Source organism: Pseudomonas sp. KCJK9058 (assembly GCF_046230975.1).
In the GTDB taxonomy this organism is placed as follows: domain Bacteria; phylum Pseudomonadota; class Gammaproteobacteria; order Pseudomonadales; family Pseudomonadaceae; genus Aquipseudomonas; species Aquipseudomonas alloputida.
The window spans coordinates 13557-40303 of sequence record NZ_JBJJLR010000037.1; the positions used below are offsets into that span (position 1 = coordinate 13557).

The window sequence follows — 26747 nt, forward strand, 5'->3', positions numbered from 1 at the left end:
TCTCGCTGGGACTCAGGCCACACGTAGGGCAATTCTGCGTGCCCCTTGGCATAGCGACTTTGCACACGCTTCATGGTCAACCCGCTCGCCGTGGGTTGTGATAGAGATCAGCGAACATGTCGGCCATGGCCTCTTCGCTGGGCTCGTCCTGCTGCTGCACATTCACCGCCCGCGTGACCAACTGGTGGCCCCTTGGCAGGTGCAGGTCGTCAGGAATGCGTGGGCCATCGGTAAGATAGGCCACTGGCAGTTCATGACTGATGGCAAGGCTCAACACATCGCCAAGGCTTGCCGTTTCATCGAGTTTGGTCAGGATGCAGCCGGCCAGGCCACAGCGCTTGTAGCTGTGGTAGGCGGCGGTCAGCACCTGCTTCTGGCTGGTGGTGGCCAGCACCAGGTAGTTCTTCGCGGCAATGCCACGCCCGGCCAAGGTTTCCAGCTGCATGCGCAGCGCAGGGTCGCTGGCTTGCAGGCCGGCAGTATCGATCAGCACCACGCGCTTGCGCAGCAGTGGCTCCAGCGCTGCTGCCAGCGACTGGCCCGGGTCGACGTAAGTCACCGGCACGTTGAGGATGCGGCCCAGGGTCTTGAGCTGTTCCTGGGCGCCGATACGGAAGCTGTCCATGCTCACCAGCGCCAGGTTCTGCGCGCCGTACTTGAGCACATAGCGCGCGGCCAGCTTGGCCAGGGTGGTGGTCTTGCCCATGCCCGCCGGGCCGACCATGGCGATCACCCCGCCCTCTTCGATCGGCTCGATTTCAGGTACTTCGATCATCCGCGCCAAGTGAGCCAGCAGCATGCGCCAGGCCTGGCGCGGTTCCTCGATCTCGGCGGTCAGGTCCAGCAGCTCGCGGGCGATCGGCCCGGACAGGCCGATGCGCTGCAGGCGGCGCCAAAGGTTGGCCTGCTGCGGCTTGCTGCCCTGCAGCTGATTCCAGGCCAGCGAACCGAGTTGCACTTCCAGCAGCTCACGCAGGCCCGACAGCTCCGAGCGCATGGCATCGAACAGGCGCGGGTCAACCGGCGCAGCAGCCGGTACGGCAGCGGCCTCAGGGGCATCGACGTGCGGCTCGATCAACGGTTCGGCAGCGGTCAAAGATTGCCCGGCGAACAATTGGCGGTTGTTGTCGCTGCTGTCCTGACGCTGGTCCAGCTCGGCCTGGGCAGTGGCAATGCGCGTGTGGGTCTTGCGCAGCTCTTCTTCCAGCTCGGCGTTGGGCACACGCGGGGCCAGGGCGGACAGCTTGTAGTCCAGCGCGGCCGTCAGCTCGACACCACCGGCAATGCGGCGGTTGCCAATGATTGCGGCATCGGCGCCCAGCTCGTCACGGACCAGTTTCATGGCCTGACGCATATCGGCGGCGAAAAATCGCTTAACTTGCATTATCCCCTACCTCAGCCGTTAGGGCCCACGGTGGCAACGATGGTGACTTGCTTGTTGTCAGGTATTTCCTGATACGCCAGAACATGCAAATTCGGTACAGCCAGGCGACCGAAACGCGACAACATGGCGCGGATCGGGCCGGCGACCAGCAGGATGGCCGGCTGACCCTGCATTTCCTGGCGCTGGGCCGCCTCGATCAGCGAACGTTGCAGCTTCTCGGCCATGCTAGGCTCCAGAAGAACACCATCTTCCTGACCCTGCCCGGCCCTTTGCAGACTATTCAGCAAAATCTGTTCCAACCTTGGCTCCAGGGTAATCACTGGAAGCTCCGACTCAACGCCGACAATGCTTTGCACGATGGCGCGACACAATCCGACGCGCACCACCGCCACCAGTGCGGCGGTATCTTGACTCTTGCCGGCGTTGTTCGCGATGGCCTCGGCAATACTGCGAATATCGCGCACTGGCACCTGTTCCGACAACAGGGCTTGCAGCACCTTGAGCAGCCCCGACAAGGAAATGACACCCGGCACCAGCTCTTCTGCAAGTTTAGGCGATGCCTTGGCCAGCACTTGCAGCAGTTGCTGAACCTCTTCGTGGCCGATCAGCTCGTGGCAGTGTTTCTGCAGAATCTGGTTGAGGTGGGTGGCCACCACGGTGCTGGCATCGACCACGGTGTAACCCAGCGACTGCGCCTGTGAGCGCTGGCCGACGTCGATCCACACTGCTTCCAGGCCAAACGCCGGGTCGCGCGCGGCAATACCGTTGAGGGTGCCAAACACCTGCCCAGGGTTGATCGCCAGTTCGCGGTCCGGGTAGATCTCCGCCTCGGCCAGAATCACCCCCATCAGGGTCAGGCGATAGGCGCTGGGTTGCAGGTCGAGGTTGTCACGAATGTGCACGGTGGGCATCAGGAAGCCCAGGTCCTGCGACAGCTTCTTGCGCACGCCCTTGATCCGCGCCAGCAACTGGCCGCCCTGGTTGCGATCGACCAGCGGGATCAGCCGATAGCCGACCTCCAGGCCGATCATGTCGATGGGGGTGACGTCGTCCCAACCCAGCTCCTTGGTTTCCAGCGCGCGCTGTGGCGAGGGCAGCAGGTCCTGCTGACGCTGCGCCTCTTGCTGGGCTTTGACCTTGGCCTGTTGCTGTTTCTTCCACACCAGGTAGGCGCCGCCGGCCGCCATCAGGCCGAGGCTGAGGAAGGCAATGTGCGGCATGCCCGGCACCAGGCCCATGACGATCATCAGCCCCGCCGACACCGCCAGCGCCTTGGGCGAATCGAACATCTGCCGATTGATCAGCTTGCCCATGTCTTCAGAGCCTGAAGCACGGGTGACCATGATCGCGGCGGCGGTGGACAGCAGCAGTGATGGCAATTGCGCCACCAAACCGTCACCAATGGTCAGCAGGGCGTAGACCTTGCCGGCCTCGCTGAACGACATATTGTGCTGCAGCATGCCGATGAGCATGCCACCGATCAGGTTGATGAACAGGATCAGCAAGCCGGCGATGGCGTCGCCGCGCACGAACTTGCTGGCACCGTCCATCGAACCGTAGAACTCGGCCTCCTGCGCCACCTCGGCACGTCGGTGCTTGGCCTGGGCCTGGTCGATCAGGCCGGCATTGAGGTCGGCGTCGATGGCCATCTGCTTGCCGGGCATGGCGTCGAGGGTGAAACGCGCACTCACTTCCGAGATACGCCCGGCACCCTTGGTCACCACCACGAAGTTGATGATCATGAGGATGGCGAACACCACGGCACCGACCACGTAGTTACCGCCGATCACCACCTCACCAAAGGCCTGGATCACTTTACCGGCAGCGCCGTGGCCCTCCTGGCCATGCAGCATGACCACACGGGTAGACGCCACGTTCAGGGCCAGGCGCAACAACGTGGCCACCAGCAGGATGGTGGGGAACGCGGCGAAGTCGAGGGGGCGCAGGGCGTATACACAGACCAGCAGCACCACGATCGACAGGGCGATGTTGAAGGTGAAAAACACGTCGAGCAGGAACGGCGGTATCGGCAACATCATCATTGCCAACATCACCAGCAGTAACAGCGGCACACCCAGGTTGCCCCGGCCGAGCCCGGCCAGGTTGTTGCGGGCGTTGCTGATTAACTGAGTGCGATCCACCGCGAGTCCTCTTGATGCAAAACTTTGACGCCCAGGGGGCGCCTGGGCGTGGCTTTGCAAGAAGCCTTCCAACTTTGCTCGAAGGGAGATTTATGTTGCCGGCGCCGGCCCTTTCGCGGGTGAACCCGCTCCTACACGACGGCCTGCGCCCAATCACCGATGTGTGTCCATCCCCGATCAGGTGTAGGAGCGGGTTTACCCGCGAATACGGTAGCGGCGGCAATGGTGAACGGCGGGTAGAGATTGGCCAGCAGGCCCGGCCCTTTCGCGGGTGAACCCGCTCCTACACGACGGCCTGTGCCCAAACACCGATGTGTGTCCATCCCCGATCAGGTGTAGGAGCGGGTTCACCCGCGAAAGAGCCAGAAGCCGTGACACAAGGTCAATTGTCGCGGCGCAGGTCCGGCGGGATCGGCAGGTCGTCCTTCAGCGGCTCTGGGCGCTTGCCCTTGCCGGCGCGGTATTGGCGAATCTGGAACACATACGCCAGCACCTGCGCCACCGCCAGGTACAGCCCCGCCGGGATCTCCTGCTCAAGTTCGGTGGAGTAATAGATCGCCCGCGCCAGCGCCGGCGACTCGAGGATCTGGATGTTGTGCTCCACGCCAATTTCACGAATCTTCAACGCCATGAAATCGCTACCCTTGGCCAGCAGCAACGGCGCCGCACCGCCTTTCTCCGGGTCGTATTGCAACGCCACCGCATAATGCGTCGGGTTGGTGATGATCACATCTGCATCCGGTACCGCCGCCATCATGCGCCGCTGCGACACCTCGCGCTGCAGTTGGCGAATACGTTGCTTGACCTCGGGCTTGCCCTCGCTGTCCTTGTACTCGTCGCGCACTTCCTGCTTGGTCATCTTCATTTTCTTGTGCGTCTGGTACAGCTGGAACGGCACATCTGCCGCGGCAATCAGCAACAGCCCGGCCGACATCCACAAGGCACTCCAGCCCACCACCTGCAAGCTATGAATGATCGCCTGCTCCAGCGGCTCATTGGCAATCGACAGCAAGGCCTGGCGGTCACCGGAGAGCACCACCACCGCCACCACCAGAATCACGAAAAACTTGGCCAGCGCCTTGAGCAATTCAGTCAAGGCCTGCATCGAGAACATGCGCTTGATCCCCGACAGCGGGTTCATGCGGCTGAATTTGGGCTGCAGCAAGCTGCCCGAGAACAAGAAGCCGCTAAGCGCGATGGGCGCCACGAAGGAAATCACGAACAGCAGGATCAACACCGGCTGCACCGCCCAGATAGCCATCTTGCCCGAGGCCAGCAGAAAGGCCCCCATGGCCCGTTCATCGACGATGATGTCGCGGGTCAAACTGAAGTTCATGCGCATCAACGCCAGCAGTGTTTCGGCCAAGTGACCACCGAATGCCAGCAGGCCACCAGCGCCCGCCAGGGTCACCGCCACCGTGTTCAGCTCCTTGGAGCGCGCGACCTCGCCCTTCTCACGGGCATCGCGTTTGCGCTTTTCGGTGGGGTCTTCTGTCTTGTCCTGACCGCTCTCGCTTTCTGCCATGTTCAGCGCGCCCTCGCCAGCTCACGCAGCCACTGCAGCGTTTCACTGGCCAATGCCTGATAGTGAGACAGTATATCGGCCAGGCCCACCCAGAAGACGAACATGCCCATGACCAAGGTCAGCGGGAAGCCGATGGAGAAAATATTCAGCTGTGGCGCTGCGCGGGTCATTACGCCAAAGGCGATGTTCACCACCAGCAGCGCGGCAATCACCGGCAGAATCAACAGCAGGCCGGCACCGAACACCCAGCCCATGCGCCCGGCCAACTCCCAGAAGTGGTTGACCACCAGCGCACTCCCCACCGGCAAGGTGGTAAAACTTTCGGTCAGCACCTCGAACACCACCAGGTGGCCGTTCATCAACAGGAACAACACACTCACCAGCATGGTCATGAACTGGCTGATTACCGTGACGTTGACCCCGTTGGCGGGGTCAACCATCGAGGCGAAGGCCATGCCCATCTGCACCGCAACAATCTGCCCGGCAATCACGAAAGCCTGGAACAACAACTGCAAGGCCAGGCCAAACAGTGCGCCAACGATGATCTGCTCGGCGCACAGCAGCAAACCGCGCAGGCTCAGCGGGTCGAATTCAGGCAGTGGCGGCAGTGCCGGCACGATTACCACGGTGATGGCCACGGACACGTACAAGCGCACCCGCGCCGGCAACATGCGGGTACCGAAAATCGGCATGGTCATCAGCACCGCGGTCACCCTGAACAACGGCAGGATGAAGGTGGCGACCCAGGTGCCGATCTGCGTGTCGGTCAGTTCCAGCATCGCCGCATCAACCTATGAGCTGCGGGATGTTGGTGTAGAGCGTGGTGATGTACTCCATGAATTTCTGCACCAGCCACGGCCCGGCAATGATCAGCGTGATCAGCATCACCAGCAGGCGCGGCAGAAAGCTCAGGGTCTGTTCGTTGATCTGCGTGGCCGCCTGGAACATCGCCACCACCAGGCCCACCAACAGGCTCGGCACCACCAGCACGGCAACCATCAAGGTTGTCAGCCACAGGGCATCACGGAACAGGTCGACAGCTACTTCAGGTGTCATCGGCGGCTCTCCTTGACGGCGTCAGACGCCGCCGAAACTGCTGGCCAGGGTGCCCATGATCAGCGCCCAGCCGTCGACCAGCACGAACAGCATGATCTTGAACGGCAGCGAGATGATCAGCGGCGACAGCATCATCATACCCATGGCCATCAGCACACTGGCCACCACCATGTCGATGATCAGGAACGGGATGAAGATCATGAACCCGATCTGGAACGCGGTCTTGAGCTCCGACGTGACGAATGCCGGCACCAGGATCGTCAGCGGCACCTGGTCGGGGCCGGCGATGTCGGTGCGCTTGGACAGGCGCATGAACAAGTCAAGGTCGCTCTGCCGGGTTTGCGCCAGCATGAAGTCCTTGAGCGGGCCCTGAGCTTTGTCGATCGCCTGCTGGGCAGTCATCTGCTCCTTCAGGTACGGCTGCAGCGCGTCCTGGTTCACCCGATCGAACACCGGCGCCATGATGAACATGGTCAGGAACAGCGCCATGCCGGTCAACAGCTGGTTCGACGGCGTCTGCTGCAGGCCCAGGGCCTGGCGCAAAATCGAAAACACGATGATGATGCGGGTAAAGCTGGTCATCAGAATGACGAACGCCGGGATGAAGCTCAGCGCGGTCATGATCAGCAGGATTTGCAGGCTGACCGAATATTCCTGTTGCCCGTCCGGGGTGTTGGACAGGGTGATGGCCGGGATCGACAGCGGGTCGGCGGCCAGGGCCAGCGGCGCAGCCAGCAGCAGCGCCAGAGTCAACAACGTACGCAGCGCGCCGCTCATCACTTGTTGTCCTTAGGGTCCTTGCCCATCAGCTCCATCAGCCGCTGGGCAAACTCCGGCGTCGCCTGACGGACGCTTGCCGGCACTTCCACGGGTTCGGCCAGTACGTGCAGGGCCTCGATGGTGCCGGGGGTATGGCCTATCAGGATCTGCTCCTTGCCCACCTGCACCAGCAGCAGGCGGTCACGCGGGCCGATGGCACGGCTGCCGACAATCTCGATCACCTGCCCACCCTTCACAGCGGTGCTCTGCAGGCGCCGCAGCAGCCAGGCCAGGAAGAAGATCAGGCCCACCACCAGCAGCAGGCCCAAGACCATCTGCGCCAGCTGCCCGCCGAGACTGCCAGGTTGAGCCGCCGGGGTGGCCGCTGGCGTGGCCGCAGCCAGGCAGGCGTGGCTGGCGAACAGCACCGCTGCCACGGCGATGGCGCGCATCGTGCCCTTCACTCAGCGCAGCTTCTTGATACGTTCGCTGGGGCTGATCACGTCGGTCAGGCGGATGCCGAACTTTTCGTTGACCACGACCACTTCGCCATGGGCGATCAGCGTACCGTTGACCAGCACGTCGAGCGGCTCCCCGGCCAGGCGGTCGAGCTCGATCACCGAGCCCTGGTTGAGCTGCAGCAGGTTGCGGATGTTGATCTCGGTGCTGCCCACTTCCATGGAAATGTTCACCGGGATATCCAGGATCACGTCCAGGTTAGGGCCTTCGAGGCTGACATTTTCGTTCGGCTTCGGCGAGCTGGCGAATTCTTCCATCGGCAGGCGGCCCGGGCCGCTGCTGCCGGTGTCCCCGCCCAGCAGTGCATCGATGTCGGCCTGGCCGGCAGAACCGGTTTCTTCCAACGCTGCGGCCCACTCATCGGCCAGTGCCTGGTCCTCTGGGGAGGTGATCTCGTTTTCGTTAGCCATGATTTCCTCGACAGGCATTCAATTCGTTGTAAGCGACCGGCACACCGTCAGCGGCGTTCGATCGGGTCAATGATCTGCAGGGCCAGGTTGCCCTTGTGCGAGCCAAGCCGCGCCTTGAACGCTGGCACCCCGTTAGCGCGCAGCACCAGGTGCTCGGGCAGCTCCACCGGGATCACATCACCCGGCTGCATGTGCAGGATGTCGCGCAGCTTCAGCTGGCGTCGGGCGACCGTGGCGGTCATTGGCACGGCCACGTCCAGCACGTCCTCGCGCAGGGCCTTGACCCAGCGCTCGTCCTGGTCGTCCAGGTCCGACTGGAAACCGGCGTCGAGCATTTCCCGCACCGGCTCGATCATCGAGTACGGCATGGTCACGTGCAGATCGCCGCCGCCGCCGTCCAGTTCGATGTGGAAGGTGGACACCACCACCGCCTCGCTGGGGCCGACAATGTTGGCCATGGCCGGGTTGACCTCGGAGTTCATGTACTCGAAGCTGACCGGCATGATCGCCTGCCAGGCTTCCTTGAGGTCGACGAAACACTGGTCCAGCACCATGCGCACCACACGCAGTTCGGTCGGGGTGAACTCACGCCCTTCGATCTTGGCGTGGCGGCCATCGCCGCCAAAAAAGTTGTCCACCAGCTTGAACACCAGCTTGGCGTCGAGGATGAACAGCGAAGTGCCGCGCAGCGGCTTGATCTTGACCAGGTTGAGGCTGGTGGGCACGTACAGCGAGTGCACGTATTCGCCGAACTTCATGACCTGCACGCCCCCCACGGCCACGTCTGCGGAGCGGCGTAGCAGGTTGAACATGCTGATACGGGTGTAGCGGGCGAAGCGCTCGTTGATCATTTCCAGGGTCGGCATGCGACCCCGCACGATACGGTCCTGACTGGTCAGGTCGTAGCTTTTGATACTGCCAGGCTCGGATGCACTCTCGGTCTGCACCAGCCCGTCGTCGACACCGTGCAACAGGGCATCGATTTCATCCTGGGACAGCAGGTCCTGTACGGCCATTGCGGACTCCTACTGCAATACGAAATTGGTGAACAGCAACTGGTCGATGACCGGCTTGCCGACTTCCTTCTGCGCCACTTCCTGGACCACCGCGGTGGCCTTCTGACGCAGCATCTCCTGCCCTACCGGGCTGCTGGCGAGGGTGTCGAACCCTTGCCCGGAGAACATCATCACCAGGTTGTTGCGGATCACCGGCATGTGCACCTTGAGGGCATCCAGGTCGGCCTGGTTACGCGCCTGCAGGGTGATGCTCAGCTGCATGTAGCGCTGGCGGCCGTTCTGGTTGAAGTTGACCACGAAGGCCGGGGTCAGCGCCTCGTAGATCGCCGCTGGCTTGACGTTGCCGGCCGCGGCTTCGGCGGCCGGAGCGGGCTCGCTCTTGTGCATGATGAACCAGGTAGCGCCCACCGAAAGGCCGATCGCCAGCAGCAGGCCTACGACGGCCAGCAGGATCAGCTTGAGTTTGCCTTTAGTGGCGGGGTCTTTGACTGCTTCGCTCTTCGCCATGCCAATAATCCGTCGTCCATCGGGGGGTTCAAGGGAGGATGGCTTGGCTTGAGCAAGTGTTATGCCAGATTTTGCAGGGGATGGATTCCAGCAGGTTTTGCGGTGCTGGCTGCTTCGCGGCCACGCCCGCTCCCACAGCTACCGCACAGGGTTCGAAATCAACGAAATGCCTGTGGGAGCGGGCTCGCCCGCGAAGAAGCCAGCCCAGACCAACCGTTATCAGGCGTAGTAATCGACCGCACTGTCGCCGACAACCACCTGCTGCTCCAAAGGCCGGGCGCTATCGACCGCCTCGACCCCACCCTGCTCGGCCCGGCGCGCCGCCACCCCGGAAAGGTTGCTGCCCTGCGCCTGCCCCTGCTGTTGTTGCTGCCCGCGCGACTGGTCAGCCACGTTGACATCCGGCTGCGCCAACCCCTGCTGGGCAAACAGTTCGCGCAGGCGATGCACCTGGCTATCGAGGGCGTCACGCACGCCGGCGTGGCCGCTGATGAAGGTGACCTGGGTGGCCTGGTCCGCCGCAACATTGACGCGAATGTCGAGGCGACCGAGTTCTGCCGGCTCCAGTTGGATATCAGCCGACTTGAGGTTCTGGCTGGACAGGTACATGACCCGGTTGACCAGGCCTTCGGCCCAAGCGTTCTGGTTCATTGGCAATGGCTGATGCAGCGGGTTCGCATTGGCCGGCACGGCATTGGCGGTCTTGGCCGTGGCCGCCTGGGTCAGGTTGGCCAGGCGGTTGGCAAAATCATCGATGCGGGTGTCGCTGCTGGCACTCTTGGTGTCTTTCAGGCCGTCCTCAAGCAAGCTGCCAAAGGCCTTGTCACCGGATTCGGCGCTTTCGCCATCGGTATTCTCGACCAAATTCGCCAAGGTATTGACGGCCGCCTGCCCTTCCTCGCCCTGAGCCTGGGCAGCATCGAGGGCATGTGCCGAGGTGCCACCCTTGGCCTGGGCACTGTGCTCCAGCGCGAGGCGCAGGGTTGGCAGGTTGGCCAGGGGGTCAGCATCCGGATCGAAGGCCTCCTCGGCGGACGGCTCTTCAGGCAGTGCCGCGGCGACCTGGGTTTGCGCCGTGGCCGCCTGCAGCACTGGCGCCACCGCCTCGGCCTGAGCCTGGATCAATTGCGCGCCGGGCTGGGCATCAGTGACCTGACCGGCCACCAGGCTGGCATCACGCACACCCGTATCGGCCTGGGCCGAATCCTCTTCTGGCAACTTGTTGCCGTCATCGGCAACTGCAGCTTTGCCAGCCGGGTCTTTCTTGCCGCCGGCTGCCGCATCAGGTTTGTCCTTGGGCTTGGCTTGAGCGACCTTGTCGTCCTGCCCGGTAACCTTGTCGCGGCCCTGCTTGGCCATCACCTGGCCAAAGGCATCGCCCTTGTCGCCCAGCGCCTGCAGCGGCTTGTCCGCCTGCACGGTGGCCGAACGCGAGGTCTTGGCAATGGCATTGGCTTGCAACAAAGGGTTGGGTGCGACAGGCATCGAGCGGTCTCCGCGCCAGAAACAAAAATCATCGGTGCAGAGACAGGCAAAACTCGCGCCAACTCGCGTATCAGCCTGCGGAAATACGTTGCTGCTCACCACGGTAAAAGTGCTGCACCACGACGAATTCCATGTCGATGCGGCTGATCAAGTCTTCAATTCCATATAACGGAGGCCGCCGTGCGCGCTCTTCGAGCTGCTGGCACAGGCTGGCCAAGGCCACCGCGCCCATGTTGCTGCTGCTGCCCTTGAAACTGTGGGCTGCCGCGCCAAGCTCCTCGGCGCTTTTGGCCGCGTGCAGCTGGCCAAGACGCCGCTCTGAGTCGTCGAGAAAAGTCTGCACCAACTGCAGGTAGCCATCTTCCATGACCTCACGCAGGTCACTGAGTACCTTGTGGTCAATATGCATGTCAGTCACTTGTTCACTCCTTGATCAAGCCAGATTATGCCCGAGCCAACCCGTGGCTCACCATACGAACTCCACATGCGCGCAACGCCCGCCTTCACTCCAGCGCGCGTCACTGGCCAACTGCCGCACCAGATTCAGACCGCGACCGCTCAGCCCCTGATCCAGCGAAGGCCGCGCAAGCACTTGCTGCACGTCGAAGCCGGCACCACTGTCGCGCACCTCGATCATCAGACGCCCACCGCCGCCATGCGGTTCAACCTTGAAATCGATGCTTACAAAGCCTTCGGTCAGCGAGCCCAGGCGCCGGGCGCGCTCCTGGTAATAGTCGGTAAAGCCCTGCACATCGCGCTTGAGCTGTGAGTCAAGGCCCAGCACACCATGCTCTAGCGCATTGGCATACAACTCGCTAAGCACACTGTGCAAGTTGCCGGTACGCGCGCGCAGGCCATGAATTTCTTGCAACAACTGCACCAGGTAAGGCACAGGGTTGAAGCGCTTGAGGCTTTCGCCCCGCACTTCGAAGCTCAGCGACCAGTCCAGCGGGCTGGAGCGGCCACTATCAGAGTAGATCATCGGTGCCGGCACCCGCTCCTCGGCAGTGAACATGCGAATGTCGCACAAGCTGATGTCATCGCGTGGCTGCCCACCAAAACGCTCCAGGGCCAGCATCAGCTCATCGAACAACTGCACGGGGTCGTGGTTGTCGGCCAGCACCGCTCGCAGGCGCTGTACGCCAAACAGGCGCTCCTGGTCGTCGGCGGTATCGAGCACACCGTCTGACAGCAGCAACAGGCGCTCGCCCGGTGCCAGCGGCAACACCTCTGTACTGTCATCGAAGCGCTCAGCGGCCAGAATGCCCAGCGGCAGGTGCCGCGAACTCAGTGCCGACAGCACTTGGCCATCCACCGACAGGCGATAACCATCGGGCATACCGCCATTCCACACCTCCACCGAGCCGCGCTGCATGCTGAGGTTGAGCAGCAGCGCACAGCAGAACATGTCCACCGGCAGGATGCGCTTGAGCTTGGCATTCATCTCGCGCAGGATCTGCGCCATGCCGTAGCCCTTGGCGGTCATGCCGTAGAACACCTCAGCCATCGGCATGGCGCCGACCGCCGCCGGCAGGCCGTGACCGGTGAAATCGCCAAGCAGCACACGCATGTCGCCGGCCGGGGTAAATGCCGCCAGCATCAGGTCGCCATTGAACAGCGCGTAAGGCGATTGCAGGTAGCGAATGTTGGGTGCAGAAAGGCAACCCGAGTGGGCCACCTTGTCGAACACCGCCTTGGCGACCCGCTGCTCGTTAAGCAGGTGATGGTGATGCCGGGTGATCTGGTCACGCTGTTCCAGTACCGTTGCCTGCAAGCGACGCAGACGGTCCATGGCGCGAATCTTGGCAGCGAGGATCACCGCACTGTAGGGCTTGGCCATGAAATCATCGCCCCCCGCCTCCAGGCAACGCACCAGGCCTTCTTCTTCATTCAGCGACGTCAGGAAAATGATCGGCACCAGCGCCTCGCCAGCCAATGCCTTGATCTGCCGCGCCGCCTCGAAGCCATCCATGACCGGCATCAAGGCGTCCAGCAGCACCAGTTGCGGGCGCCGCTCAAGGTACAGCGCTACCGCCTGTTCGCCGTTCTCCGCGGTGAATACCTTATGCCCCTGGCGGCGCACGATCTGCGCAAGCAGAAGGCGATCGACAGCACTGTCTTCGGCGACCAGCACGGTCAACGCCTGTTCGGCCGGCATGTCGGCGCTCAACTGATATCGAAGAGTTTTTCGAAATTGGAGATAGCGAGAATCTTGCGCACGTCGGAGCTGGCATGCACTACCCGCACATCCGACTCGTCGCCGCCCGCGTGGTCGCGCAGCAACAGCAGCATGCCCAGCGCGGAGCTGTCGAGGTATGTGGTGTCCTTCAGGTCGACGACCACCGAATCCGGCCGCCTGGGCTGGCGTTCGTAGGCGTCGCGAAACTCCTGATGCTTGCCGAAATCGAAGCGCCCCTTGATCTTGATGGTCAGCTTTTTCCCGTCCTGCGAAAAATCAGTCTCGACTGCCATGCTAGCGATTCCTTCGATGATGGCGGATGCAACTGCTTTAAGGTTTAGCAGGCGATGGTGGGGGTGGCAAGCGGATGCAGGCTCATGGCGTTGATGGCCTGTGCCGGCCTCTTCGCGGGTGAACCCGCTCCTACAATCAATCGGTGGTGTCGCCCCATACCGTGGTAGGAGCGGGTTCACCCGCGAATAGGCCGGACCTGCCAGCCAATATACCCGGTCATACACCGTCGCAGCCGCCACCGCATTCGCGGGCAAGACCTCGCATTTGTTTCGGGCCAATTATTCCGCTGCAAGGCCTGCGGCGAACACCTATAGATGGTTTTGCCGCGGCAGGCGCTGCGACAGCTCATCCAGCAAGCGCTGCTCACGCTTGTCTTCAGCGCGCCGGGCCTCGTCCTGGTAGCGCTGTACCAGCTTGCGCAAACCTTCCACCCGGGCATAAGCCTGCTGCCAGGTACCCCGGGCGTTATTGAGGTTGTTCTGGTGCCAGACCAGGCTTTGCCGCTGCTGGGTCATGGCCGTTTCCAGCTGCCCCAGAAAACGCTGATAATTGACCAGCCAGCTGCCATTGACCCCTTGCCCGCCGCGGTTGATCCACTGCAGCTGGTAATCCTCGCGAAAGCGCTCCAGCTCGGCCAGCTTGGCCTGGGCCGTGGCCACCTGCTGCTGGAAATGACCAAGGCGCTGAGCCGCCTTGCGCTCGGCTTCTTCGGCCATGTCCACCACCGGCGCCAGGCGCGCGGCACGTCCGGGCAGCGCCATGGCTTATCAACCTGCCGGGGGCGTGAAAATTGCCCCCAGCTGTTCGCGGCTCTGCGCCATGCCCACATTCTCGCGCAGGCCTTGGCGCAGGAACTCAACCAGCTTCGATTGCAAGGCAATGGCCAGGTCGGTCTCCGGATCACCGCCGGCCACGTAAGCCCCCACGCTGATCAGGTCGCGGCTTTGCGACAGGCGCGACCACAGTTGCTTGAACTTCTGCGCCTGGCGCAAGTGGTCGGCATCGACCACTTGGGGCATGACCCGGCTGATCGACGCTTCGATGTCGATGGCCGGGTAATGGCCCTCCTCAGCCAGCCGACGCGACAGCACAAAGTGGCCGTCAAGCACGCCCCGCGCCGAGTCGGCGATCGGGTCTTGCTGATCGTCGCCTTCAGACAGCACAGTATAGAACGCAGTGATCGAACCACCGCCAGGTTCGCCATTGCCTGCCCGCTCCACCAGCTTGGGCAGCTTGGCGAACACCGATGGCGGGTAACCCCGGGTGGCCGGTGGCTCGCCGATGGCCAGGGCAATTTCCCGCTGGGCCTGGGCGAAACGGGTCAACGAGTCCATCAGCAACAGCACATTCTTGCCTTTGTCGCGGAAGTACTCGGCAATGCGTGTGCAATACATGGCGGCGCGCAGGCGCATCAGCGGGGCATCGTCGGCCGGCGAAGCCACCACCACCGAGCGCTTGAGGCCCTCTTCACCGAGGATGTGCTCGATGAACTCCTTCACCTCGCGCCCCCGCTCACCGATCAGGCCGACCACGATGATTTCGGCTTCGGTGAAGCGGGTCATCATGCCCAGCAGCACCGATTTACCCACCCCGGTACCGGCAAACAGGCCCAGCCGCTGACCACGGCCGACGGTAAGCAGGCCGTTGATACTGCGAATGCCCACATCCAACGGCTTGCTGATAGGGTCGCGGTTGAGCGGGTTGATCACCGGGCCGTCCATCGGCACCCAGTCCTCGGCCTTCATCCCGCCCTTGCCATCCAGCGCACGGCCGGCGCCGTCGAGCACCCGGCCCAGCATGCTCATGCCCATGGGCAGGCGGCCGCCGTCATCCAGCGGCACGACCCGGGCCCCCGGGGCAATCCCGACGATGCTGCCCACCGGCATCAGAAACACCTTGGGCCCGGCAAAGCCCATGACTTCGGCCTCGACCTGCACGGGGTGATAACTGTCATCGTTGATCACCAGGCAGCGGCTGCCCACCGCAGCGCGCAGGCCTTCGGCTTCCAGGGTGAGGCCGACCATACGCAGCAAGCGGCCTTCGACGATGGGCTGCGCCGGTAGCGCGATGGCCTCAGCGTAAGAGCCGAGGCGCTTGCCGAAACTGGTGCGCTCAAGGTGCATCAGGGCTGTCCACGGCACGCTCGACCGGCGCGTCCAGGTCTATCGACATATCTGGCGCCGCCGGGTGCAGGGAATGGTCGTGCAACTGGTCGAACAGCTGCGCCACCGCTTTTTCAATACGCGTTTCCATGGTGGCATCGATACGGCTGTGGGCCGTCTCGATGCGGCAACCACCCGGCAGCAGCGCGCTGTCTTCCAGCAGCCGCCAGTTCTCCTCATGGCGCTCGCGCAGGGCCTTGGCCAGCTCGAAATCCTGCGGGTTGAGGTGGATGCGGATATTGTCCGCGCCCATGGGCAGCAGCTTGAGCGCTTCGCGCAGCACCTGAGTGATCTGGCTGGAATCGTTGCGCAGCTCGCGGCCGATCACCTGGCGGCTCATGTGCGCGATCAGGTGCACCAGGCTTTTCTCGATCTGCGTGTCCTGCTCGGCGATCGGCTCCATCAGGTTGGCCATCAGCCGCTCGAGGCTTTCCAGCTTGGCCTTCAGGGCCTCTTCGGCCTCCTGGCGAACCTTGAGCTGAGTACTGTGGAAACCTTCGCGCTCACCGGTGGCGAAGCCCTCGTTGTAAGCCTCCTGACGGATGGCTTCGAGCTCTTCCAGGGTCAACGGCTGGACTTCTTCCAGCGGCACTTCCTCGACTTCCTCGATGACCTCGGGTTCCGGCTCTGGCTCGGGCGCAGGCTCCGGTTCCGGGTCGAAGCTTGGAAGCGTCCACACGTCCACGCCCTCGAGGTCGCGGGCGCGGATCAAGTCGCTGGGGTGATGTTCTTTGCTGGACATGCTGTCATGTTCTCAAACCATGTTCGGCCGACACGGTCCCTTGTAGGAGCGGGTTCACCCGCGAATGCGTCGGCAGCGACAACCTCGATTGCCAGGGCCGACGCCTTCGCGGGTAAACCCGCGCCTACAAAAGGCGGCGTCGGCTATGGGATCGCGAATACCTTAGATCATTTCCTCGGCGCCCTTGCCGCCGAGGACGATCTCGCCGGCCTCGGCCATACGCCGGGCAATGGTGAGGATTTCTTTCTGCGCGGTTTCCACGTCGCTGACCCGTACCGGCCCTTTGGCCTCCAGATCGTCGCGCAGCAGCTCCGAAGCACGTTTGGACATGTTCTTGAAGATCTTGTCCTTGACCCGCTCGTCGGCGCCCTTGAGCGACACCACCAACACGTCGGAGGACACTTCGCGCAACAGCGCCTGGATGCCCCGGTCGTCGACGTCGGCCAGGTTGTTGAAGACGAACATCAGGTCTTCGATCTGCTCCGACAGGTCGCTGTCGATTTCGCGGATCGCGTCCATCAGTGCGCCTTCCACCGAGCTGTCGAGGAAGTTCATGATGTCGGCCGCCCGCTTGATGCCACCCAGGGTGGTACGCGCGGCGTTGGAGTTGCCCGAGAACTGCTTCTCGAGAATCTGGTTCAGCTCCTTCAGCGCCGCGGGTTGCACGGTGTTCAGCGATGACACGCGCAGGACGATGTCCAGGCGCACCTTGTGGTCGAAGTTGCTCAGCACTTCACCGGCCTGGTCCGGGTCGAGGTAGGCGACCACGATGGCCTGGATCTGTGGGTGCTCGTAGCGGATCACGTCGGCCACGGCACGCGGTTCCATCCACTTGAGGCTGTCCAGGCCGCTGGTATTGCCGCCGAGCAGGATGCGGTCGACCAGGCCGTTGGCCTTGTCCTCGCCCAGGGCCTGGTTGAGCATCTTGCGGATGTACGCATCAGAACCGACGCCCAGGCTGGTCTGGTCGCCGACGATGTCGACGAACTCGCTCATCACCTGTTCGACCTGGTCACGGTGCACATTGCCCATCTGCGCCATGGCCACACCCACCCGCTGCACTTCCTTCGGGCCCATGTGCCGCAGCACCTGGGCCGCATCGGTCTCGCCCAGCGAGAGCAGGAGGATCGCCGCCTTGTCGACGCGGCTCAGCTTGGCGGTAACGGCTCGGTTATCACTCATCGGCGTTGATCCAGTCTTTCACGACCTGAGCCACACGGCCCGGGTCTTCGGCCACCAGGCCTTTGATTGCGTTGAGCTGTGCCTCGTAACCCTCGCTCGGGCTAGGCAGCAGAATGCTTGTCGGGCCACCCAGGCTGACGCGGTCGTTGGCCAGTTCGCCATCCAGACCCATCATGCCGCCCAGCTCCATGTCGCTGTCCGGGGCAGCCTGCTTGCCGCCCCCGGTAATGTTGTTCAGCACTGGCCGCAGCACGCCGAACACCAGCACCAGGATGAACACCACGCCCAGCACCTGTTTGACGATATCCCAGAACCACGGCTGCTGGTAGAAGGCGATATCGGCGATTTCCTCGCCACGGTCGGCGGCGAACGGCACGTTGATCACCGTCACGCTGTCGCCACGGCTGGCATCGAAGCCGACTGCGTCCTGCACCAGGCGGGTAAAGCGCGCCAGGTCCTCGGCACCCCATGGCGCCCGCGTGGTATCGCCAGTGGCCGGGTCGATCTTGACCTGGTCGTCCACCACCACCGCTACCGACAGGCGGGTCATGCGCCCCTGCTGCTGGCGAGTGTGGCTGATGGAACGGTCCAGCTCAAAGTTCTTGGTGCTTTGCTGACGTTTGTCTGACGGGTACGGCGCGAGCATCGGCTGACCGGTGGCCGGGTCCATGATCTGCTGACCGTTGGCATCCACCAGCGGTTGGCCAGGCTGAATGGCGGCAGCCGGGGTAGCCGCGCCACCGGTGGTCTGCGGTGCCGAAGCGGCGCCTGGCGGCTGGTTGCTCAGCGCGCCAGGCACGCCTTGCGGGCCTTGGCTGCTGGCACGTTGCTCGTCGACCGACTGCTCGCTGCGCAACGCCGGCTGGTCGGGGTTGAACTGTTCGGAGGTGGACTCGACCGCGCTGAAGTCCAGGTCGGCGGACACTTCGGCCTTGTAGCGGTCGTTGCCCAACACCGGCTGCAGAATGTTGTGCACACGCTGGGTGAGCATGCCTTCCACCCGGCGGCTGTAGTCGAACTGCTTGCCGGCCTGGGTCAGCGCGGAATCCTGAATCTGTTCGGACAGCAGGTTGCCTTTCTGGTCGACGACGGTGACCTGGGACTTGTCCAGTTCCGGCACGCTGGTGGCGACCAGGTTGACGATGGCCATCACCTGCCCGGCTTCCAGTGCACGGCCCGGGTACAGCTCGACCAGTACCGAGGCGCTGGGCTTGCGTTCATCACGCACGAACACCGAACTTTTCGGGATGGCCAGATGCACGCGCGCGGCCTTGACGTTATTGAGGCTGGAAACGGTACGGGCCAGTTCGCCTTCAAGGCTGCGGCGGTAGCGGGTGGCTTCCATGAACTGGCTGGTGCCCAGGCCCTGCTCCTTGTCGAGCAGCTCGAAGCCGACATTGCCGTCGCTCGGCGCCACGCCGGCGGCTGCCAGTTTCAGGCGCGCACGGGAGAGGTCGTCGGCCTTGACCAGCAGGGCGCCCGAGTTGGGCTCCACGTTATAGGGGATGTCAGCAGCGGCCAATGTGTCCATGACCTGCTTGGTGTCCATGCCCGACAGGCTGCCGTACAACGGACGGTAATCGGGTTGTTGCGACCACAGCACCACGGCAAAGCCGATGGCCACGCTGGCCGCCAGGCCGACCATGAGGCCGATCTGGCGCAGCATGGGCATCTGCGAGATGTTTTCCAGAAACGCCATGCCAAACAGCGGCGGCTTGGCCGCTGGCGAGCCAGCTTTGGCGGGGGCGTTTTCGACGACTGCTTCAGCCATGGGTTACATCCGTCCTCAAACCGGCATCTGCATGATGTCCTGGTACGCCTGGACCAGCTTGTTGCGTACCTGGGTCATGGCTTGCATCGACACGCTGGCCTTTTGCGAAGCGATCATCACGTCAGTCAGGTCGACGCCGCTTTTGCCGATTTCGAACGCGTTGGCCAGTTGGGTCGAGGCCTGCTGCGTCTCATGCACCTTGCCGATGGCCTGGCCGAGCATGTCGGCGAAGGTGCTTTGCCCTGGCGCCAGCTCGGGGGCGGCAGTTACCTTGGGCAGCGACATGGCATCGGCCTGCATGGCCCGCATGTCCAACATCAGACGATTGAATTCAACACCTTGGCTCATGACCCTTCTCTCTCCTGCGGCCGCATTTTTTTGACACTCATGCGGCGAATGACCTACCTAAAGCAACAAAGGTGCCAGCCTTCGCGACTCATTTCCCAGGGCTCCCACAGAGGTCCGCGCCAGTTGCAGATGACTGGCCTGTCAGCCGAACAGGCTGGCCTCGACGTCAAACCCGGCATCGCGCATCTGCGCCAGCTTGTAGCGCAACGTCCGCGGACTGATCCCCAGGCGTTCGGCCGCTTCTTTGCGGCGGCCGCGCTCGGCGCGCAGGGTGTCGATGATCATCTGGTACTCGTGGCGACGCATGTCGTCCCCCAGGCCGCCGGCATCAGCAACCACCTCGAGAGATGGCTCGGTGCCAGCTGACAATGGAATGGCGCCTGCCAGACAAAAATCCGCCGCCTCGATCACGCCACCCTGCTGCAGAATCAACGCCCGCTGCAGGGCGTTGTCCAGCTCGCGCACGTTGCCCGGCCAGGCATAGGCTTGCAGGCAGGCCCGCGCCGCTGGCGAGAGGCGCACCGGGGCGTGCTTCATCTTGGCCACATGGCGCGCCAGCAAGCGCTCAGCCAGCTGCAGGATATCGCCCGGCCGCTCACGCAGCGGACGCCAGGCCAGCGGAAACACTGACAGGCGGTAGTACAGGTCTTCGCGGAAGCGCCCGGCTGCCACTTCGCCGGCCAGGTCGCGGTTGGTGGTGGCCAGCACCCGAATGTCCAGGCTGATCGGCTTGCGCCCGCCTACCCGCTCCACCTCACGCTCCTGCAGCACACGCAGCAGCTTGGCCTGCAAGGCCATGGGCATTTCCGAGATTTCGTCGAGCAGCAGGGTGCCGCCTTCGGCCTGCTCGAACTTGCCCGCCTGAGCCGCAATAGCGCCGGTGAAGGCACCCTTCTCGTGGCCGAACAGGGTGGCCTCGAGCATGTTGTCGGGGATCGCCGCGCAGTTGATCGCCACGAAGGGCTGCGCCGCACGCGGCGACTTCTGGTGAATGTAGCGCGCCAGCACTTCCTTGCCAGTACCGGACTCGCCGGAAATCAGCACGGTCGAGTCACTGCGCGCCACACGGGCCGCCAGTTCCAGCAATTGGCGGCTGGCCGGCTCGCAGGCCACCGGCCCCTCTTCGCCAGTCACACGCCCGGCGGCATGCCGCTCCACGAGGCTGAGCAGCGCCTTGGGCTCGAACGGTTTGACCAGGTAGTCGACGGCGCCTTGGCGCATGGCCTCGACCGCACGCTCGACGGCAGCGTGCGCCGTCATCAACAGTACCGGCAACTGTGGCTGCTGGCGGCGCAGCTGGCTGAGCAACTGGTGCCCGTCCATACCGGGCATGTTGACGTCACTGACCACCAGGCTGAACGCGTCATCCAGTACGGCCTCCAGCGCTTCTTCGGCACTGCCCACGGCCTGGTAGGCGAAACCGCCGATTTCCAGGGTATCGCCCAGCGCCTGGCGCAATACGCGGTCATCCTCGACCAGCAGCACCTTGATTGCCATTACACCCCCTCCGCCAATTGCCCGTCGATCAATGGCAGCTCTACCCGCACGCAGGTACCACGGCCGACCTTCGAACGCAGGTTGATCGTGCCCTGGTGCGCACGCACCACCGCCTTGACCACGGCCAGGCCCAGGCCGGTGCCGGTGGCCTTGGTGGTGAGGAACGGCTCGCCCAAACGGCCGAGCAAGCCTGCATCGATGCCACTGCCGGCATCGCTGACGCACAGGTGCAAGCTACGTTCGCGGCGGTACAGGTGCACCTTCAGCCGTGCCGGGCCATCGCTGGCCTGCAGGGCATTTTCAATCAGGTTGAGCAAGGCACCGACCAGGGTGTCGCGGTTGCACAGCAGCTCACCCAGATGACTGTCGCACTGCCAGCGCACGGCGTGCCCCTGCACATGCGCCTGGGCCGCCTGCTGCAGGGCCTGGAACAGCGCTTTCGGGGTCACCCGATCCCCCAGCGGCAACTCGCCACGGGCAAACACCAGCATGTCGCGCACCTGGTGTTCCAGTTCGTGCAGGCGCTCCTTCAAGGTCGCGGCGAAGCGCTGACGGGTTTGCGCGCTCAGCGCTTGCTCGTTGTCGGCCAGGTGGCCGGCATACAGCATGGCTGCCGACAGCGGCGTGCGGATCTGGTGGGCCAGCGAGGCAACCATGCGCCCCAACGACGACAGCCGCTCGTGGCGAGCCAGCTGGTCCTGGAGGCGACGGGTTTCAGTCAGGTCGTTGAGCAGCACCAATTGGCCAGGCTCGGCATCCAGTGAGCGGGTGGCGATCGACAGGCGGCGACCGTCGCGCAGCGAGACCTCGTGGCCGTCGTCCTTGCGCGGGGCAAAGCTACGGGCGATTACCTGACGCCACAATTGGCCGATCAGCGGCTCGCCGAGCAACTCGCAAGCCGCCGGGTTGGCTTCGCGCACCAGGCCCTGGCCATCGATCACGATCACCCCGCCGGGCAGCAAATCCAGCAGGTTCTGCAGGCGGTTGGCCAGACGTTCCTTTTCACTCAGTTCGTCGATGCGCTGGCCGCTGACCACGGCCAGCTCGCCCTTGAGCTCACTGACCCGGGCTTCGAGCAGGCTGTAGGACTGGCTCAGTTGGCTGGACACCTGATTGAACAGGGCGAAGGCCTGCGCGATACCCTGGCCGCTGTCCTGCGCGACCGGGGTTTGCCCCTGCTGTTCGGGGGCTCGGGATACGTGGGCGGCCTGGGGCATCGTGCTCTCTCGCGTGGCTGACCGTCATAAAAACGGTGTGTTGCCAGCGATGTAGCAATAGCCGTGCCGGAGATAGGGATTTGTACCTGCCTCTTCGCGGGCACGCCCGCTCCCACAGGGATATCACCGAATTGAAGATGTGTATCGATCCTGTGGGAGCGGGCGTGCCCGCGAAGAAGCCGGCACAGGCAACCGCCAGGCGTCAATCCTCGGCCTGTTCCTCGCCACCCTGGCGGCTCATGCCGTACTTGCGCATTTTCTCGACCAGGGTGGTACGGCGAATACGCAAACGTTCAGCCGCGCGCGCAACGATACCGTTGGCATCGTCCAGCGCCTGCTGGATCAGCCCCTGCTCCAGGCTACCCAGGTAGTCCTTGAGGTCCAGGCCTTCGGGCGGCAGCATGGCGTGGTTGCTGAAGTTGGGTGTGTGGCCATTGATCGCCACGCGCTCTTCCAGGTCGCTGCGCAGGCTGTCGACCATCTGCTCGTCTTCGTCATCGACATAGCGGAATTTCTTCGGCAGTTCCGACACGCCAATGACCCCGTACGGGTGCATGATCGCCATGCGCTCGACCAGGTTGGCCAGCTCGCGCACGTTACCCGGCCAGCCGTGACGGCACAGCGACATGATCGAGGCGGAATTGAAGCGAATGGAACCGCGCTTCTCGTGCTCCATGCGCGAAATCAGCTCGTTCATCAGCAACGGGATGTCTTCCACCCGCTCACGCAACGGTGCCATTTCGATAGGGAACACGTTTAGGCGGTAGTACAGGTCTTCGCGGAAGGTGCCGTCCTCGATCATGGTTTCGAGGTTCTTGTGCGTCGCAGCGATGATGCGCACGTCGATGCTTTGGGTCTTGTTGCTACCCACGCGCTCGAAGGTACGCTCCTGCAGCACACGCAGCAGCTTGACCTGCATCGGCAACGGCATGTCGCCGATTTCGTCGAGGAACAGGGTACCGCCGTTGGCCAGCTCGAAACGCCCGGCACGGCTGGTGATGGCCCCGGTAAAGGCGCCCTTCTCGTGGCCGAACAGTTCGCTCTCCAGCAGCTCGGCCGGGATCGCGCCACAGTTGACCGGCACGAACGGCGCTTCACGGCGCTTGGAATGGTAGTGCAGGTTGCGCGCCACCACTTCCTTGCCGGTGCCGGACTCACCCAGGATCAGCACGCTGGCGTCGGTATCCGCCACTTGCTGCATCATCTGCCGCACGTGCTGAATGGCACGGCTGGTGCCCACCAGGCTACGGAACAGATTGGGCTCGCGCTGGCGACCGCGCTCGCGCGCCTGGTCATACATTTCGCGGTAAACCTGAGCACGGTGCAGCGAATCCAGCAGCTGGCTGTAGCTTGGCGGCATTTCCAGGTTGGACAGCACCCGGCGGCGAAGGTCTTCCGGCAGCTCGGCAGAAGAAATTTCACCTAAAAGCAGAACCGGAAGGAACTCATCCCAGGTAGCCACTGTCTTAAGCAGCCCAAGCAGATTGCCCGGAGCATTCACGGTGCCGATGAGCACGCACAGCACTTCGCGGCTCGAGGACAATGGCTCGACCGCCTGCTGCCAGTCATGGCTGGCACATGCGAGGTTTTCTTCGCCGAGGAAGTTCAGCACCACCGCAAGGTCGCGGCGGCGCGCGCTGTCGTCATCGATCAGCAGAATCTTGGTTTCACGCCACATGCAATAGCAACTTCCCTAGTCATATCGGCGCCCTGCAGGGGCGTGCTCGACATCATTCCGACTGAATGGTCAGTGTTCGGACGTCTGAAATTCGAAAACAGCCACTAGTAAAGTCAAAAAGGCCCTAACAGTCAAATTTATGGCGCCTTTTGTTAAGTTGTGCGCATCTTAACTGAAGAGATGGTAAACCTTCGATGCATTTTTCGCTTGATTGATCTGCATCATCTCTTCGGCAATTGCCTGGCGTTCACCGGTTGTCACATCGATCAGGTTGCGGTAGACCTGCAGCACCCCTTCCAGCTTCTCGCGCAGCAACGCCTGATCCATCGCATGGGCTTCCAGCACCTCGTCGATGCACGCGCGGCACGCCACATCCAGCTTGGCAATGGCCTCCCAGTCACGTTCACCCAAGGCCCCGATCAGGGCATCGCAGGTGTCATCGAGGCGTTGCAGTGCGGTCACGGTAATCTCCTTGCCATCAGCTGGCAGGCTGGGCGTCGGCAATGCCGTCCCAGCCACTTTTCACGGTAATCAGCAGCTGTGCAACTTCGTCGATAATGCTGGCATCGTTGTCCACATTGGCCTGCATCAGGCGATTGGTCATGTAGACGTAGAGGGCGTCGAGCTTTTCGACGTACTCCGGGTTTTCGCTTTTTTCAGGCGACAAGCCATCGCGCAAGCCGATGATGATGTCGATCGCCTTGCCCAGCATCAGGCCCTTTTCCGCAATGTCGCCACGCGCCATCGCCCCCTTGGCCTGCGCCATGCGATCGAGGCCGCCTTCCATCAGCATCTGCACCAGGCGATGGGGCGTGGCTTCGGAAATCTGGGCATGGGAATTGACCTTCTGGTACTGACGAAGGGCTCTCATGGGATTCATCTTGCGACCTCGTGACGGGCAGGCTTAAGGGGGAGATATTCCTTGTATCGGGCAGGTGGCGAAAAACTTTACCGACCGATGACATGAAGCCCGGCATCTTGCACGGACTTCATGCAAGGATCACGGATTAATCTTCGCTGTTCGCCTTGTTCAGTGCGTTGAGGGTGCTCAGCACTGAGTTCTGCTGCTGACGCAGCTGGGTGACCAGGGTATCCATGTTGTTGTACTTGTCCTGCAGGCTCTTCTGCAGGGCTTCCATGCGGGCGTCCAGGGTATCCTGCTCGGTCTTGAGCTTGGTCAGGCTTTCGCTCAGGACCTTGGAGCGCTCGGCAAGGGTGCCGGTTGCAGCCTTGGCGAATGGCTCGGTGACTTTTTGCAGGCGTGCCAGCAGGCCATCCTTGCCATTGAAAATGCTGGTCAGGTCCGCCGCGTTGGTGGAGGCAACCTTGTCCCATTTCTTGTCGTCCAGGCTCAGCGCACCGCCATCCTGGGCAGAAGTGACGCCAAAGGCCGCCAACGACTTCAAGGTACCGTTGCCCGATACCGCGTTGAGTTCTTCACGAATGGAGGTCATCAGCGTGCGCATGGTGGCATCGCCGGTCAAAGCCGCAGCCGTCATGGTGCCATCGGGATTCTTGGTGACCTTGGTTTCTGCGTTCATCACAGTGAGCAGGGCGTTGTAGGTGTCGATGAAACCCTTCAGACCCGACTTCAACGTGGTGGAACTGGTAGTCAGCGAGAGAATAGTCGCTGTGACTTCACCACTTGTTGCGTTTTTCGGGGAGGTGCCTACCAATTTGATGTTGAGCCCGCTGACGGCATCATTGATGTCGTTGGTCTTGGACTTCATGGCAACACCGTCGAGCGTATACTCGGCGTCTGCCGGCTCTTCGACCACGGTATAGCCAGTATCGATACCCGAATTGCCGGACAGCGTAATGTCGGAACCTTCGCCCATCTTGGTTGAGGTAACAATCAGACGCGAGCCGTTGGCATCCGTCAGCACGTTCGCACTCAGGCCGGCCACACCAAACTGGCTGTTGATGCTATCGCGCACCTGCTGCAGTGTTGCACCGGCAGGAACACTCAGATCGTAGGCCTTGCCATTCTGAGTCATGGTCAACGTGGTCGGCGTGCTACCGGGGTTAACTACCGAGCCTGCACCGTTGGCGTAAACCTTGGTCGAAACCTTCGACGCGGTCGCCAGCTTGTCGACAATCAACTTGAAGGAGCCGTTAGCAGCCCCAGTGCCCATGGTGACGGTGGCGACTTTCTCATCCGAAGATTTCAGGCTAAGACCACCAAAGCTATTGCTGTCGGTCATGGTGGTCAGTGCGCCGCGGAAGGCATCCAGGGCCGCCTGGATCTTGCCAATAGAGGACAACGTGGTGGTTGCCTTCAGCGTTTGGGTATTGATCTGCGCCTGTTTCGGCGCCTTCTGCGCGGCCACCAGGGATTCGACGATCGCCTGGGTATCGATGCCCGAGCCAATACCGCTGACTGTTGTACCTGCCATCATTGCTCTCCTTGTTCAGTAGCTGCCGGATCCTTGGCGGATAAATCCATCAAATAGTCGACAGCAACAAAAATCATGCCAGCCTATGCCTGACCGTCGAACAGCAGGCTGCTGGCTTCACTGAGGCTCTGCGCCAATTTCAGCGCAGCTTCCGACGGAAGTTGCCGGATTACCTCACCGGACTGGGTAGCAATCACTTTGACTACAATCCGGCCCGTGGAATCATCAATGGAAAAATCCAGCTGGCGCTGGCTCGACTGGACGAAATCACGAATTTCGCCAACCGCTTTTTCCAAGTCCTCGCGCGAGTGCGGCTGATTGTCGGAGGCAGCGGCTTCCTGCACCTTCGCAGGCATAGCTGGGTCCCGCTCGCGATCAGCTCCTGGCACCTGGGGTAACACGGTTGGATACACCTGGTTCAGCTTGACACTCATGTCCATGTTTCGAACTCCTCATGTCAAAAAGGGTGAAAGGGCACG

General features: G+C 62.7%; 27 protein-coding genes. All 27 read right to left on the reverse strand.

The genetic code is table 11. The features are described from left to right. Positions 1–76: 76 nt before the first annotated feature. The 27 genes from flhF to ACK59Z_RS18750 all read right to left on the reverse strand — a co-directional run bounded on the left by flhF (position 77) and on the right by ACK59Z_RS18750 (position 26708). On the reverse strand, positions 77–1384 hold the full coding sequence (flhF, locus tag ACK59Z_RS18620; RefSeq protein ID WP_003254409.1) for a flagellar biosynthesis protein FlhF: 1308 nt from the start codon (positions 1382–1384) through the stop codon (positions 77–79). 11 nt (positions 1385–1395) lie between these two features. Then, positions 1396–3525 carry a flagellar biosynthesis protein FlhA gene (gene flhA, locus ACK59Z_RS18625; protein ID WP_003254410.1) on the reverse strand — a complete coding sequence of 710 codons (2130 nt, stop codon included), beginning with the start codon at positions 3523–3525 and terminating at the stop codon, positions 1396–1398. Between the two features lie 382 nt (positions 3526–3907). Next, positions 3908–5050 carry a flagellar biosynthesis protein FlhB gene (gene flhB / locus ACK59Z_RS18630; RefSeq protein ID WP_003254412.1) on the reverse strand — a complete coding sequence of 381 codons (1143 nt, stop codon included), beginning with the start codon at positions 5048–5050 and terminating at the stop codon, positions 3908–3910. Between the two features lie 2 nt (positions 5051–5052). Then, a complete protein-coding gene (gene fliR / locus ACK59Z_RS18635; RefSeq protein ID WP_003254413.1) occupies positions 5053–5829 on the reverse strand; it encodes a flagellar biosynthetic protein FliR in 777 nt (258 codons plus the stop codon). Between the two features lie 7 nt (positions 5830–5836). Further along, positions 5837–6106: a flagellar biosynthesis protein FliQ gene (gene fliQ / locus ACK59Z_RS18640; protein WP_003254414.1), complete on the reverse strand. Its 270-nt coding sequence runs from the start codon at positions 6104–6106 to the stop codon at positions 5837–5839. 21 nt (positions 6107–6127) lie between these two features. After that, positions 6128–6883, reverse strand: coding sequence for a flagellar type III secretion system pore protein FliP (fliP, locus tag ACK59Z_RS18645; RefSeq protein ID WP_003254415.1), 756 nt, complete (start codon positions 6881–6883; stop codon positions 6128–6130). Next, positions 6883–7317, reverse strand: coding sequence for a flagellar biosynthetic protein FliO (fliO, locus tag ACK59Z_RS18650; protein ID WP_014860286.1), 435 nt, complete (start codon positions 7315–7317; stop codon positions 6883–6885). Before fliO ends, fliP begins: the two co-directional genes overlap by 1 nt. A gap of 12 nt (positions 7318–7329) precedes the next feature. Beyond that, positions 7330–7794, reverse strand: coding sequence for a flagellar motor switch protein FliN (fliN, locus tag ACK59Z_RS18655; RefSeq protein WP_003254417.1), 465 nt, complete (start codon positions 7792–7794; stop codon positions 7330–7332). A 47-nt stretch (positions 7795–7841) separates the two neighbouring features. Further along, positions 7842–8810 carry a flagellar motor switch protein FliM gene (gene fliM / locus ACK59Z_RS18660; RefSeq protein ID WP_003254418.1) on the reverse strand — a complete coding sequence of 323 codons (969 nt, stop codon included), beginning with the start codon at positions 8808–8810 and terminating at the stop codon, positions 7842–7844. Between the two features lie 9 nt (positions 8811–8819). Next, a complete protein-coding gene (gene fliL, locus ACK59Z_RS18665; RefSeq protein ID WP_054889678.1) occupies positions 8820–9317 on the reverse strand; it encodes a flagellar basal body-associated protein FliL in 498 nt (165 codons plus the stop codon). A gap of 219 nt (positions 9318–9536) precedes the next feature. Then, positions 9537–10802, reverse strand: coding sequence for a flagellar hook-length control protein FliK (locus tag ACK59Z_RS18670; protein ID WP_070096695.1), 1266 nt, complete (start codon positions 10800–10802; stop codon positions 9537–9539). Positions 10803–10872: 70 nt separating this feature from the next. After that, entirely contained in the window at positions 10873–11220 is a 348-nt protein-coding gene (locus tag ACK59Z_RS18675) for an Hpt domain-containing protein (protein WP_004577674.1), read from the reverse strand. Positions 11221–11268: 48 nt separating this feature from the next. Further along, positions 11269–12960, reverse strand: a complete 1692-nt coding sequence (locus ACK59Z_RS18680) for a fused response regulator/phosphatase (protein WP_108190574.1) — start codon at positions 12958–12960, stop codon at positions 11269–11271. Positions 12961–12968: 8 nt separating this feature from the next. Next, a complete protein-coding gene (locus ACK59Z_RS18685) occupies positions 12969–13274 on the reverse strand; it encodes an STAS domain-containing protein (protein WP_003254426.1) in 306 nt (101 codons plus the stop codon). Between the two features lie 309 nt (positions 13275–13583). Further along, entirely contained in the window at positions 13584–14036 is a 453-nt protein-coding gene (gene fliJ / locus ACK59Z_RS18690; RefSeq protein ID WP_003254427.1) for a flagellar export protein FliJ, read from the reverse strand. A gap of 6 nt (positions 14037–14042) precedes the next feature. Then, entirely contained in the window at positions 14043–15398 is a 1356-nt protein-coding gene (gene fliI, locus ACK59Z_RS18695) for a flagellar protein export ATPase FliI (protein ID WP_019750734.1), read from the reverse strand. Next, on the reverse strand, positions 15388–16179 hold the full coding sequence (gene fliH / locus ACK59Z_RS18700; protein WP_409293547.1) for a flagellar assembly protein FliH: 792 nt from the start codon (positions 16177–16179) through the stop codon (positions 15388–15390). The genes fliI and fliH overlap by 11 nt, the downstream gene beginning before the upstream one ends. Positions 16180–16341: 162 nt before the next feature. Continuing rightward, complete coding sequence (gene fliG / locus ACK59Z_RS18705; RefSeq protein WP_003254434.1) at positions 16342–17361, reverse strand: flagellar motor switch protein FliG; 1020 nt, start codon at positions 17359–17361, stop codon at positions 16342–16344. Beyond that, complete coding sequence (gene fliF / locus ACK59Z_RS18710; protein ID WP_004577671.1) at positions 17354–19132, reverse strand: flagellar basal-body MS-ring/collar protein FliF; 1779 nt, start codon at positions 19130–19132, stop codon at positions 17354–17356. The genes fliG and fliF overlap by 8 nt, the downstream gene beginning before the upstream one ends. A gap of 15 nt (positions 19133–19147) precedes the next feature. Then, a complete protein-coding gene (gene fliE / locus ACK59Z_RS18715; protein WP_003254438.1) occupies positions 19148–19480 on the reverse strand; it encodes a flagellar hook-basal body complex protein FliE in 333 nt (110 codons plus the stop codon). Between the two features lie 141 nt (positions 19481–19621). Continuing rightward, positions 19622–20977 carry a sigma-54-dependent transcriptional regulator gene (locus ACK59Z_RS18720; RefSeq protein ID WP_409293548.1) on the reverse strand — a complete coding sequence of 452 codons (1356 nt, stop codon included), beginning with the start codon at positions 20975–20977 and terminating at the stop codon, positions 19622–19624. After that, positions 20977–22194: a PAS domain-containing sensor histidine kinase gene (locus tag ACK59Z_RS18725; protein WP_108190572.1), complete on the reverse strand. Its 1218-nt coding sequence runs from the start codon at positions 22192–22194 to the stop codon at positions 20977–20979. The genes ACK59Z_RS18720 and ACK59Z_RS18725 overlap by 1 nt, the downstream gene beginning before the upstream one ends. Positions 22195–22396: 202 nt before the next feature. Further along, the gene (gene fleQ / locus ACK59Z_RS18730) at positions 22397–23872 is read right to left on the reverse strand and encodes a transcriptional regulator FleQ (RefSeq protein ID WP_003254443.1); all 1476 of its coding nucleotides are present in this window, start codon (positions 23870–23872) and stop codon (positions 22397–22399) included. 168 nt (positions 23873–24040) lie between these two features. Continuing rightward, positions 24041–24334, reverse strand: a complete 294-nt coding sequence (locus ACK59Z_RS18735; RefSeq protein ID WP_070096905.1) for a flagellar protein FliT — start codon at positions 24332–24334, stop codon at positions 24041–24043. Positions 24335–24350: 16 nt separating this feature from the next. Further along, positions 24351–24752: a flagellar export chaperone FliS gene (fliS, locus tag ACK59Z_RS18740; RefSeq protein WP_019438376.1), complete on the reverse strand. Its 402-nt coding sequence runs from the start codon at positions 24750–24752 to the stop codon at positions 24351–24353. Between the two features lie 127 nt (positions 24753–24879). Further along, entirely contained in the window at positions 24880–26268 is a 1389-nt protein-coding gene (gene fliD / locus ACK59Z_RS18745; protein WP_409293549.1) for a flagellar filament capping protein FliD, read from the reverse strand. 83 nt (positions 26269–26351) lie between these two features. Further along, the gene (locus ACK59Z_RS18750; protein WP_060545056.1) at positions 26352–26708 is read right to left on the reverse strand and encodes a flagellar protein FlaG; all 357 of its coding nucleotides are present in this window, start codon (positions 26706–26708) and stop codon (positions 26352–26354) included. Between the last annotated feature and the right edge of the window lie 39 nt (positions 26709–26747).

Excerpts from the sequence above, each read along its gene's own strand:
- flhF (WP_003254409.1), bottom strand. The coding sequence starts at position 1,384 with ATGCAAGTTAAGCGATTTTTCGCCGCCGATATGCGTCAGGCCATGAAA.
- flhB (WP_003254412.1), bottom strand. The coding sequence starts at position 5,050 with ATGGCAGAAAGCGAGAGCGGTCAGGACAAGACAGAAGACCCCACCGAA.
- fliR (WP_003254413.1), bottom strand. The coding sequence starts at position 5,829 with ATGCTGGAACTGACCGACACGCAGATCGGCACCTGGGTCGCCACCTTC.
- fliQ (WP_003254414.1), bottom strand. The coding sequence starts at position 6,106 with ATGACACCTGAAGTAGCTGTCGACCTGTTCCGTGATGCCCTGTGGCTG.
- fliP (WP_003254415.1), bottom strand. The coding sequence starts at position 6,883 with ATGAGCGGCGCGCTGCGTACGTTGTTGACTCTGGCGCTGCTGCTGGCT.
- fliO (WP_014860286.1), bottom strand. The coding sequence starts at position 7,317 with ATGCGCGCCATCGCCGTGGCAGCGGTGCTGTTCGCCAGCCACGCCTGC.
- fliN (WP_003254417.1), bottom strand. The coding sequence starts at position 7,794 with ATGGCTAACGAAAACGAGATCACCTCCCCAGAGGACCAGGCACTGGCC.
- fliM (WP_003254418.1), bottom strand. The coding sequence starts at position 8,810 with ATGGCCGTACAGGACCTGCTGTCCCAGGATGAAATCGATGCCCTGTTG.
- fliL (WP_054889678.1), bottom strand. The coding sequence starts at position 9,317 with ATGGCGAAGAGCGAAGCAGTCAAAGACCCCGCCACTAAAGGCAAACTC.
- ACK59Z_RS18670 (WP_070096695.1), bottom strand. The coding sequence starts at position 10,802 with ATGCCTGTCGCACCCAACCCTTTGTTGCAAGCCAATGCCATTGCCAAG.
- ACK59Z_RS18680 (WP_108190574.1), bottom strand. The coding sequence starts at position 12,960 with ATGCCGGCCGAACAGGCGTTGACCGTGCTGGTCGCCGAAGACAGTGCT.
- ACK59Z_RS18685 (WP_003254426.1), bottom strand. The coding sequence starts at position 13,274 with ATGGCAGTCGAGACTGATTTTTCGCAGGACGGGAAAAAGCTGACCATC.
- fliJ (WP_003254427.1), bottom strand. The coding sequence starts at position 14,036 with ATGGCGCTGCCCGGACGTGCCGCGCGCCTGGCGCCGGTGGTGGACATG.
- fliI (WP_019750734.1), bottom strand. The coding sequence starts at position 15,398 with ATGCACCTTGAGCGCACCAGTTTCGGCAAGCGCCTCGGCTCTTACGCT.
- fliH (WP_409293547.1), bottom strand. The coding sequence starts at position 16,179 with ATGTCCAGCAAAGAACATCACCCCAGCGACTTGATCCGCGCCCGCGAC.
- fliG (WP_003254434.1), bottom strand. The coding sequence starts at position 17,361 with ATGAGTGATAACCGAGCCGTTACCGCCAAGCTGAGCCGCGTCGACAAG.
- fliF (WP_004577671.1), bottom strand. The coding sequence starts at position 19,132 with ATGGCTGAAGCAGTCGTCGAAAACGCCCCCGCCAAAGCTGGCTCGCCA.
- fliE (WP_003254438.1), bottom strand. The coding sequence starts at position 19,480 with ATGAGCCAAGGTGTTGAATTCAATCGTCTGATGTTGGACATGCGGGCC.
- ACK59Z_RS18720 (WP_409293548.1), bottom strand. The coding sequence starts at position 20,977 with ATGGCAATCAAGGTGCTGCTGGTCGAGGATGACCGCGTATTGCGCCAG.
- ACK59Z_RS18725 (WP_108190572.1), bottom strand. The coding sequence starts at position 22,194 with ATGCCCCAGGCCGCCCACGTATCCCGAGCCCCCGAACAGCAGGGGCAA.
- fleQ (WP_003254443.1), bottom strand. The coding sequence starts at position 23,872 with ATGTGGCGTGAAACCAAGATTCTGCTGATCGATGACGACAGCGCGCGC.
- fliS (WP_019438376.1), bottom strand. The coding sequence starts at position 24,752 with ATGAATCCCATGAGAGCCCTTCGTCAGTACCAGAAGGTCAATTCCCAT.
- fliD (WP_409293549.1), bottom strand. The coding sequence starts at position 26,268 with ATGGCAGGTACAACAGTCAGCGGTATTGGCTCGGGCATCGATACCCAG.
- ACK59Z_RS18750 (WP_060545056.1), bottom strand. The coding sequence starts at position 26,708 with ATGGACATGAGTGTCAAGCTGAACCAGGTGTATCCAACCGTGTTACCC.